The 9,158-nt window shown below is 64.0% G+C and carries 9 protein-coding genes and 1 pseudogene; 6 read left to right on the top strand and 4 right to left on the bottom strand.

The features are described from left to right. Positions 1–232 precede the first annotated feature (232 nt). Complete coding sequence (locus GA0061098_RS42910; protein WP_091968095.1) at positions 233–1,471, bottom strand: MFS transporter; 1,239 nt, start codon at positions 1,469–1,471, stop codon at positions 233–235. A 129-nt stretch (positions 1,472–1,600) separates the two neighbouring features. Here GA0061098_RS42910 and GA0061098_RS42905 point away from each other — a divergent pair, with 129 nt between their 5' ends. Then, a complete protein-coding gene (locus GA0061098_RS42905; RefSeq protein ID WP_091968092.1) occupies positions 1,601–2,209 on the top strand; it encodes a TetR/AcrR family transcriptional regulator in 609 nt (202 codons plus the stop codon). A gap of 210 nt (positions 2,210–2,419) precedes the next feature. Continuing rightward, a complete protein-coding gene (locus tag GA0061098_RS42900) occupies positions 2,420–3,391 on the top strand; it encodes a helix-turn-helix transcriptional regulator (protein ID WP_091968089.1) in 972 nt (323 codons plus the stop codon). Between the two features lie 518 nt (positions 3,392–3,909). On the opposite strand, the gene GA0061098_RS42890 is transcribed toward GA0061098_RS42900, so the two are convergent. Next, on the bottom strand, positions 3,910–5,283 hold the full coding sequence (locus tag GA0061098_RS42890) for a PleD family two-component system response regulator (RefSeq protein ID WP_028143954.1): 1,374 nt from the start codon (positions 5,281–5,283) through the stop codon (positions 3,910–3,912). 14 nt (positions 5,284–5,297) lie between these two features. Then, a complete protein-coding gene (locus GA0061098_RS42885) occupies positions 5,298–5,663 on the bottom strand; it encodes a response regulator (RefSeq protein ID WP_008566616.1) in 366 nt (121 codons plus the stop codon). Between the two features lie 241 nt (positions 5,664–5,904). Between GA0061098_RS42885 and GA0061098_RS42880 the strand changes: the two genes are divergently transcribed. The 3 genes from GA0061098_RS42880 to GA0061098_RS42865 all read left to right on the top strand — a co-directional run bounded on the left by GA0061098_RS42880 (position 5,905) and on the right by GA0061098_RS42865 (position 8,221). Continuing rightward, positions 5,905–6,216 (top strand): DUF3572 domain-containing protein, encoded by a 312-nt coding sequence (locus GA0061098_RS42880; RefSeq protein WP_091968084.1) that lies wholly within the window; start codon positions 5,905–5,907, stop codon positions 6,214–6,216. Continuing rightward, positions 6,213–7,502 (top strand): DNA polymerase IV, encoded by a 1,290-nt coding sequence (locus tag GA0061098_RS42875; protein WP_091968081.1) that lies wholly within the window; start codon positions 6,213–6,215, stop codon positions 7,500–7,502. Before GA0061098_RS42880 ends, GA0061098_RS42875 begins: the two co-directional genes overlap by 4 nt. A 317-nt stretch (positions 7,503–7,819) precedes the next feature. Further along, positions 7,820–8,221 (top strand): ACT domain-containing protein, encoded by a 402-nt coding sequence (locus tag GA0061098_RS42865; RefSeq protein WP_091968078.1) that lies wholly within the window; start codon positions 7,820–7,822, stop codon positions 8,219–8,221. 94 nt (positions 8,222–8,315) lie between these two features. Here the strand turns inward: GA0061098_RS42865 and GA0061098_RS42860 are convergent, their stop codons facing one another. Beyond that, positions 8,316–8,717 (bottom strand): RidA family protein, encoded by a 402-nt coding sequence (locus tag GA0061098_RS42860; RefSeq protein WP_028143958.1) that lies wholly within the window; start codon positions 8,715–8,717, stop codon positions 8,316–8,318. Between the two features lie 274 nt (positions 8,718–8,991). On the opposite strand from GA0061098_RS42860, the pseudogene GA0061098_RS46820 reads away from it, so the two are divergent. Further along, positions 8,992–9,158: pseudogene (locus tag GA0061098_RS46820) on the top strand (IS110 family transposase); the annotation flags it as partial.

Raw genomic sequence — 9,158 nt, 5'->3', positions numbered from 1 at the left:
TGGCCCGCAAGCTCATCACCATCCTCAACGCCATGCTCAGGGATCGAAAACCATGGCAACCCGCTTGACAAAGAACACAGTCGCTGAGGTGCGAGTGGCGCGATGCAAGAGCATCGCGCCGGGAGCCTCGAAGGATGAACGGTCGAGATGCAGCCGGGCCGTCGCCCTTCGAGGCTCGCCGCAGAGGCGAGCACCTCAGGGTGACGGTGGGAGATGCTAAGCCCAGGACGCTTCACGCCGTCCGCAACACCGGCGCCGGAGGCTGCGACGGCCTGACAAGCGCGAACGCCACCTGCACGATGCCGCCGGCAAGACCGAGCGCGACGCCGATGCGCCAGGCCATGGTGTAGGAGCCGAGCGCGTCGTAGAGCACCCCGCCTCCGTAGGCGCCGAGGAAGCTGCCGATCTGGTGGCTCATGAAGGCGAGGCCCTGGATCATCGCCTGCCAGCGCAGGCCGAACATCTCGGCGACCGCGCCCGCGACCAGCGGCCCTACTCCCATCCAGAGGAAGCCCATAATGGCGCCGAACAGCAGCGTCGAGAACGGCGTTGCCGGCAGCATGAAGTACCAGGCGAGCGCCAGCGAGCGCAGGATGTAGATCGCACCCAGCAGCGCCAGCTTGTTCCAGCGCTGGCCGGCCCAGCCGAAGAACAGCGAGCCGAGCACGTTGAAGCCGCCGATCATGCCGAGCGTCTGCGCGCTCAGCATCGGATCGAGGCCGCAGATCGCGAGGTATGACGGAAGATGCGTGGTGAGGAAGACCAGCTGCATGCCGCAGACGAGATAGGCGCAGGTCATCACCACGAAGGAGGCATTGCCGAACGCGGTCCTCGCCGCGGTCGCAGCCGTGGCATCGTCGATCTCGTCGGCAGCCGGCTTCGGCAGCGGAACCTGGTCGACGCGCCCCGCATACCACGCGGCAGGAATCATTAGCACCGACATGACGACGAAGCCGGCAAGCCCGACGCGCCAGCCAAACCCCTCATTGAGCATCTGCCCGATCGGCGCCGACAGCAGCGCGCCGAGCGAGCCCGCGCCGGAGACGATGCCGAGCACGGTCGAGCGCACCGTCGCAGGGACTGCGCGTGCCGCCACCGACATCGCGATCGCGGCCGCGGTGCAGGCCAGCGACGTGCCGATCAGCACGCCCGCGCCGATCATGATGCTGACGAGGCCGTTCGCGGTCGCCATCAGAATGAGGCCCGCGATGTACATGAATGAGCCGACGATCATGATCGGACGGAAGCCGTAGCGCACCGTCATCGCGCCGGCGAGCGGCTGGAGAAAGCCCCAGGCGAGGTTCTGCACCGCCAGCGCCAGCGTGAAATCCGAGATCGAAATGTGGATGTCATGGGTCAGCGGCTGCATGAAGATGCCGAGGCTCTGCCGCAGCCCCATGCTCAGCGTCAGCATGATCGAGGCGCCGATCAGGATGGGCAATGTCGGACGCAGGACCTGCAGCAGGGGCATTTTCGTCTCCCTTTTGGGCACGGCGCAAATGCCGTCGTCTGAAATATCGGTTGATTTTGGTTACACAGACCTGTGTACTTAGGCTATGTTGGGCCCCAGCTGTCAAGCCAAGAGGATGCGCGTCCCCGCATGGCTCCCCCGCCCGCCCCACAGACGATGAAGGAGCGGATCCTTCAGACCGCCGACAAGCTGTTCTATCTGCAGGGCATTCGCGCCATCGGCGTCGATACCATCGCGGCCGAGATCGGCATCTCCAAGCGCACGCTCTACAACCACTTCCCGTCCAAGGACGCGCTGATCACCGCCTATCTGGAGCGCCGCTTCGTGAGCGCGCGCCCCTCCGACAAGCCGCCGGCCGAGCAGATCCTTGCGACGTTCGATTCGCTGGAGCGGCGGTTTGCGGCCAAGGACTTTCGCGGCTGCCCGTTCGTGAACGCGGTCGCCGAGCTCGGCCCGACAGACCGCGCCGTGAAAAAGATCGCGGTCGCCTTCAAGGAAAGCCGCCGCCTCTGGTTTCGCGACCGCCTGAACGAGCTCGGTGTGACCGATGCGGATGCGCTCGCAACGCAGCTGGTGCTGCTGGTCGACGGCTCGATCGCACAGGATCTCGTCCGCGACGATCCGGCGATGGCGCGTGCGGCGAAGGAAGCGGCGAAGGTCCTGCTGCGGAATGCGGGGGTGGATGTGGATGGCGGCGCGCAGAAGCCGGTGAAGAGACGCAAACGCGCGCCGCAATAGCCGCGGTCGCCGTGCCACGCGCCGACGTCACCTTGTTCGCGGGCGCCGCCGAGTTTCGCTACGGCGCATCAAAATTGGGCTGGAGCGCATTGGTCTGCCGCACCCGGAATTTCTTGTCCTCAAACCGGGGCTGCCGCGCTAAACAGGCAAGGCGATTGTCGTCGTGCCTGCCCCCCTGCAATCTGGACCGTCGAACCGAGCGATGTCAGGATGAACCGGATCACTTTCAGCTCGGACCAGCTTCCGGCGCGCCTCGGCGACGCCGCACGGTTCGGGCATTGGCATGAGCAATTCGAGGCGCTCACCTGCTGCGTCGACTATTCGCGCTTCGAGGACTGCGCCTTTCGCGCTCAGTTTCAATTCGCGCAGTTTTCCGATGTGCGCGTTACGCTGTTCGATGGAACGCTCAGACGGTTTGCCCGGTCCAAAAGCGCCATCGCACGCGGCCCTGACGATGATTTTTGCCTCTTGCTCAATCGCGGGACGGCGCAGCTACAGCTGTCGCAGTTCGCCCGGGATGCGGCGGCCGGAGCCGGTGGCGCGTTCCTCGGGACCAACGGCGCGACCGCCGAGATGGTCGTTGAGGCACCCGGGGAATGGGCGACAGTGACGATCGCCCGCGACCGTCTGCTGCAGCTCGTTCCTCGCGCGGACGATCTGATGGCAAGGCCACTCGATCCCGGCCAGCCGGCGCTGCGTCATCTCAAGCGCTATCTGGAGAGCGTGCTCGATCCAAACGACGCCGGCAGCGATCCCGATTTGGACCGGCACATCGGAACGACCGTGCTGGATCTTCTCGCGCTCACGCTGGGTGCCAGCCGCGATGCCGCCGAAATCGCCACCCTGCGGGGCTTGCGCGCAGCGCGGCTGCGCGAGATTCTTGCGGAGATCAGAACGAATTTCACCAATCCGGCGTTCTCGCCGCGCAGCCTTGCTCAGAAGATCGGACTGTCGCCCCGCTACATTCAGGCTGTCCTGCACGAGACCGGAGCGAGCTTCACCGAGCGCGTGCTGGAATTGCGGCTCCAGCATGCAAGAACGGCGCTGATGTCGCGCCAGCACGGCGGGCTCAAAGTGAGCGAGATCGCCTACGCCTGCGGCTTCAACGATATCTCGTATTTCAACCAGGCCTTCCGTCGCCGCTTCGGCGCCTCGCCGACCCAATTTCGCGGATCGGCATGATCGGCATAAGCCGTCGCGCAAGTCTTTGATTTAGCTGGCGTCGGCTACTGTGCATGGGGTTGTTTTCGCATTTTTTGCTTTTGCCCCTCGCCTAGTCTCATGCCGCATGCGACCGGTGTCGGCGCCATGCGCTGTGTGCTACAGAAGGCAAAAGGAAACGAGAGCCGATTAGCCAATTGTGATGTCAGAGAATCATTACGACGTTCAGCTGGAGGAGCTAAAGCAGCGATCCGTCGATCGTCTGCTTTGTGCGGACGTGTTCGACCTTCCCGCATTCCAAGCCCTCTATATCCATCTGTGGCACAAGGCTCGCGGGCTTACGAACGAGTACGCAATCTCAAAGCAAATCTTGGCCTGCATTCGGTCTGCATCGGCAGCAATCGATAGCCGAGCGGAATATCTGCCGTCGGTCCGAGAGCATCAGAGTATGTCCCGGGATTTCGACAGCATGCTCGATCGTATCATAGCGGGTGAGATCGAGGGTGACCGCTCCCCGGGCGTTCCGCGCGTGATTTGACTCACGCCGCCTGCGACACCACACGGTTACGGCCGTCGTGCTTGGCGCGGTAGAGCGCGGTGTCGGCGCGCTTGAGGACGTCGGCGACCGCCTCGCCCTTCTGCTCCAGCGTGGTCAGGCCGATCGAGATCGTGACCTCGATGCGCTTGGCGCCTTTGTGGATCGCGAACGGCTCGCCCGCGATCGAACGGCGCAGGCGCTCGGCAACCATGCCGGCGACGTGGAGATCGGTCTCCGGCATGACGATGACGAACTCCTCGCCGCCGTAGCGGCAGGCCAGATCAATGCCGCGGATCGACTTGCGCACCCGCACCGCGAATTCGCGCAGCACGTCGTCGCCGGCGTCGTGGCCGTAATTGTCGTTGATCGACTTGAAGAAGTCGATGTCCAGGATCATCAGCGCCAGCGGCTTGCCGCGGGTCGCGGCCTGCTCGGCGAGCGTCGCCAGATGGCTCTCCATGTAGCGGCGATTGTGCAGGCCGGTGAGTGCGTCCGTGATCGCCATCTCGATCGAGTTCTGCACGTTGTCGCGCAAATGATCGGTGTAGCGGCGGCGGCGGATCTGGGTGCGGGCCCGCGCCAGAAGCTCGATCTTGTCGATGGGACGCAGCAGATAGTCGTTGACGCCGATCTCGAGGCCGCGGAGCAGCCGCGTCGAATTCTCGGGGTCGGCGATCGCCAGGATCGGCACATGGCGCGTGCGCTCCAGCGAGCGCGCCTGGCTGCACAGACGGAGGCCGTCGAAATTGTTGAGGTCGAGCGAGACGATCAGCAAATCGTAATTACCCTCGGCGGCGTGGAACAGCGCCTCCGTCGGGTTCGGCTCGACGTCGATGGTGTGCTCGGCGGCGAGGATCGTCGCCAGCCGCTCGTAGGAGGACGGACGGTCGTCCACCAGCAGGATGCGGCCGCCCTTGCCGGTGTCGGCCACGGCGCTGCGCTCGGGCGCCTGCATACCGATCTCGAGCGAGGTGATGGCGCGCATGCGCAGCTCATCGGTCATCATCTTCAGCCGCGTCAACGAGCGCACCCGCGCGATCAGCACGACGTCGGAGACGGGTTTGGTCAGGAAGTCATCGGCGCCCGCTTCCAGCCCCCGGTTGCGGTCGGACGGACTGTCGAGCGCCGTCACCATGACGACAGGAATGTGGTGCGTGGCCGGATCGGTCTTCAGGCGGCGGCAAACTTCAAAACCGTCGATGTCGGGCATCATCACGTCGAGCAGGATGATGTCGCATTCGGCGCGTTGACAGATCGCCAGCGCCTCGGTGCCGTTCGAGGCGGTCATCACGTCGAAATATTCGGCAGAGAGGCGGGCCTCGAGCAGCTTGACGTTGGCAGGGACGTCATCGACGACCAGGATACGCGCGGACACTGTGAACTCACTTCCTATCCGATAAAACGCCGGACCGTCTCAATGAATTTGCCGACCGAGATCGGCTTGGACAAATAGGCCTCGCAGCCGCCCTCGCGGATGCGCTCTTCGTCGCCCTTCATCGCAAATGCCGTAACCGCGACGACGGGAATGGCGCGCAGCTCCGGATCGTCCTTGATCCAGCGCGTCACCTCGAGGCCGGAGACCTGCGGCAATTGGATATCCATCAGCACGAGGTCGGGCCGCATCTTGCGAACGAGGTCGAGCGCCTCGTATCCGTTGCTGGTGCCGGAGGTCTGGTAGCCGTGCGCCTCCAACAGGTCGCGGAAGAGCTTCATGTTGAGCTCGTTGTCTTCCACGATCAGGACGGTCTTAGCCATCCCGCCCTCCTGATTGGTCCGCAGACCCATACATGTAACGCCTCAGGCGCCGCTCGCCGGCGCTTCGAAAACTGGATTCAAACTAGCCTCAGATTCGCTTGAGTTTCGTTAAACCCGAGGGTCGACTTTCTGCGATGTGGTTTCCAGTTGCTTGCCTGGGGTCGGAAGACTCAGGGCCGAGACTCGGGCATGATGATTCCAAATTAGAGACCGAAAGTTAACGGAAAGGCAAACCGTCCCCTTGAAAAAGCCTGTTCACAACCTCCGCGAAGTCGCTGAAATCGTTGCGATTCAGGCGCTCTCTTTCGTTGCGAGCGATCCCGAGCGGCTGGGCCTGTTTCTGGCCGAGACAGGGGTCGGTCCGGAGACCCTGCGCAATGCCGCCGCGGACCCCAATTTCCTGCTCAGCGTGCTCGATTTCGTGCTGCGCGATGACGCCACTGTGAAGGCCTTTGCCTCGACCGCGGAACTGCATCCGACCAACGTCGCAGCGGCGCGGCAGGTCCTCGGCGACGCGCTCGGCGACCCCTCCTGGGAGCGCGACGTGCCGTGACCGTTCCCGACTCGGCCGGGCCTCGTTGCTTCTGCCGGGATTGTTCGGCCGACCTCGACATGGGCATGCGGCGCTGTTCCGCCTGCGGTTCCCCTCGCCTCGTCCGCCACCGCGCGCTCGCGGGCCTGACCATCGCCCACATCGACTGCGACGCCTTCTATGCGACGGTCGAGAAGCGCGACAATCCTGACATTGCCGACAAGCCGGTCATCATTGGCGGAGGAAAACGCGGCGTGGTGTCGGCCGCCTGCTACATCGCCCGCACCTACGGCGTGCGCTCGGCCATGCCGATGTTCAAGGCGCTCGAGGCCTGCCCGCACGCGACCGTGATCCCGCCGGACATGGCTAAATATGTCCGCGTCGGCCGCGAGGTGCGTCAGGCCATGCAGGCGCTGACGCCGCTGGTCGAGCCGCTCTCGATCGACGAGGCCTTCCTCGATCTCTCCGGCACCGAACGGGTGCACGGCATGATCCCGGCAAAGGTGCTCGCGCGCTTTGCCCGCAACATCGAGCGCGACATCGGCATCTCTGTCTCGGTCGGCCTGTCCTGCAACAAGTTTCTGGCCAAGATCGCCTCCGACCTCGACAAGCCGCGCGGCTTTGCCGCGCTCGACCAGGAGGAAGCGCGCGTGATGCTGGCCGAGAAACCCGTCGGCTTCATCTTCGGCGTCGGACCTGCCACCCAGGAGCGCCTCGTGCAGCGCGGCTTCCGCATCATCGCCGACCTGCAGAAGGCCGACGAGATCGAGATGATGCGGCAGTTTCCGAGCGACGGCCGCCGGCTGTGGCGGCTCGCACGCGGCATCGACGACCGCCGCGTCGAGCCTGACCGGGGCGCCAAGACGATATCGAGCGAGACCACCTTCGAGACCGACATCCGCGATTTCGCGACGCTGGAGAAGATCCTGTGGCGGCTGTGCGAGAAGACCTCGTCGCGGCTCAAGAGCAGCGAGCTCGCCGGCTCGACCGTCACGCTGAAGCTGAAGACCGCAGATTTCCGCCAGCGCACGCGCTCGCAGTCGATCACGGCCCCGACCCAGCTCGCCGCAAAGATCTTTGCGATCTGCCGCGAGATGCTGGCCAAGGAGATCGACGGCACCGCCTTCCGCCTGATGGGCGCCGGCGTCAGCGCTTTGCGCGAGGGCTCGCCCGCCGACGACACCGACATGCTCGACCGCCGCGCCGCCCATGCCGAGCGCGCGGTGGACAGCCTGCGCAAGAAGTTCGGCAGCGCCGCGGTGATCCGCGGCATCGCATATGACGGGCCGGAGAAGGCGCAGGAGTGACCGAGTCCTGCTCAACTTAGTCGCGTTCGAAGATCCGTGCACCCGGATAGACGCGGCGGGCATACTGAACGACCAGCTGCCGATCCTGAGTCTCCAAGAACGGGGTTCGGATCTGACAAGACCCGATGATGAGGTGCCACAAGCCGTTTAGCTTTCGAATGACGACGTTCATTTGAGCTTCCTCGCAGTGACCCGAGTGGACTCAAATTGTAAGAATCTCCCGCCGTCGCTCAATTGTACCAGCGTAAGGTCGGCGTATGAGAAGGATTAGAGGAGATATACAAAGGTATGTTGGCCAAGGCTTCAGGGGTTGGCCCGTGACAGGGGAACGCGATCTCGACGCGCTGCTGAGCAACATGAAGCCGGAGATGCTGAACGGCACCTTCGTGTTCTGCGCGATACCGCAGAACGAGTCCGTGCCCGCAGGGCTCAATCCGCTGCTGACATTTCGCGAGCAGGAAGGCACGACGCTGGTGATCCCTCGCGAAGAGGCCGAAGCGGCGGGGCTGCGCTACGCGTTCCCCTCGCGCCTGATCACCCTGACGATTCACTCGGCACTCGACGCGGTGGGCTTCCTGGCCGCGATCACGGCCCGTCTCGCTGAAGCCGGCATCAGCGTGAATGCGGTCTCCGCCTTCCATCACGACCATCTCTTCGTGCCCGCCGACAGGGCCGACGAAGCAATGGCTGTTCTTCAAGCTATGTCCGCAGCAAAGTAGGATGGGTAGAGCGTAGCGAAACCCATCAAGGTCATTCCGGGCGACAGGACGATGGGTTTCGCTGCGCTCTACCCATCCTACGCAACTACGAAAATCAATCCGCGACGGCGATCGCCTCGATCTCGATCAGCCATTCCGGCGCGGCGAGCGCGGAGACGCCGACCAGGGTCGAGGCCGGCGGCTCCATGCCTTCGAAGAAGGCCGAGCGGGCCTTGCCGATGATGGGGCGCAGCTCCGGCTTGTAGTTCACGACGAAGGTCGTGATCTTCACGATGTTGGAATAACTCGCACCGGCCGCTTTCAGGGCGTGCCCGAGATTTTGCATCACCTGCGTGGTCTGCGCGGCGATATCGCCCTCGCCGACGATCCGCCCCTCCTCGTCGGTCGAGACCTGTCCCGAAATGTAGATGGTGCGCGCGCCGGTGGCGGTAACGACGTGGGAATAAGCGGGATTGTGATGCAGGCCGCTGGGGCGGAGATGATCGAGCTTGGGCATGGGTTAGCCTCCCTGGGGTTTTTGATTGGGAGAGAGCGTAGCGGGAGATCATGACAAGAGCTAGATGCGACGCGCAACACTCGTGCACCGTCATCCTTGTAAGTCTCGAATCGCTGGATCGGATAGAGTGTCCGGTGCGGTAACGGACGGGAGACCGCTTCATCCAAGGGCTTTGAAGCCCGTACCTCAGCGCGGCGCCCCGTCCGTTGTTCCATTGAACCCGAACAGTCGCGAGGGCCGCCTGGCGAGCCCGGTTGCGCAAGGATGGGTGCAGATGGACGCGATCTATGTTGGCATCGATGTATCGAAGGACCGGTTGGACGTTCATATGCGTCCGAGCGGAGAAGCATTTGCCGTCGGGCGCGACGGCAAGGGCTTGGAAGACCTTGTTGCGCGGCTTGTGGCCTGTCCGCCGACCCTGATCGGGGTGGAGGCGACTGG

This window comes from Bradyrhizobium shewense (genome assembly GCF_900094605.1).
In the GTDB taxonomy this organism is placed as follows: domain Bacteria; phylum Pseudomonadota; class Alphaproteobacteria; order Rhizobiales; family Xanthobacteraceae; genus Bradyrhizobium; species Bradyrhizobium shewense.
This window is presented reverse-complemented; position numbering and strand designations above follow the sequence as displayed.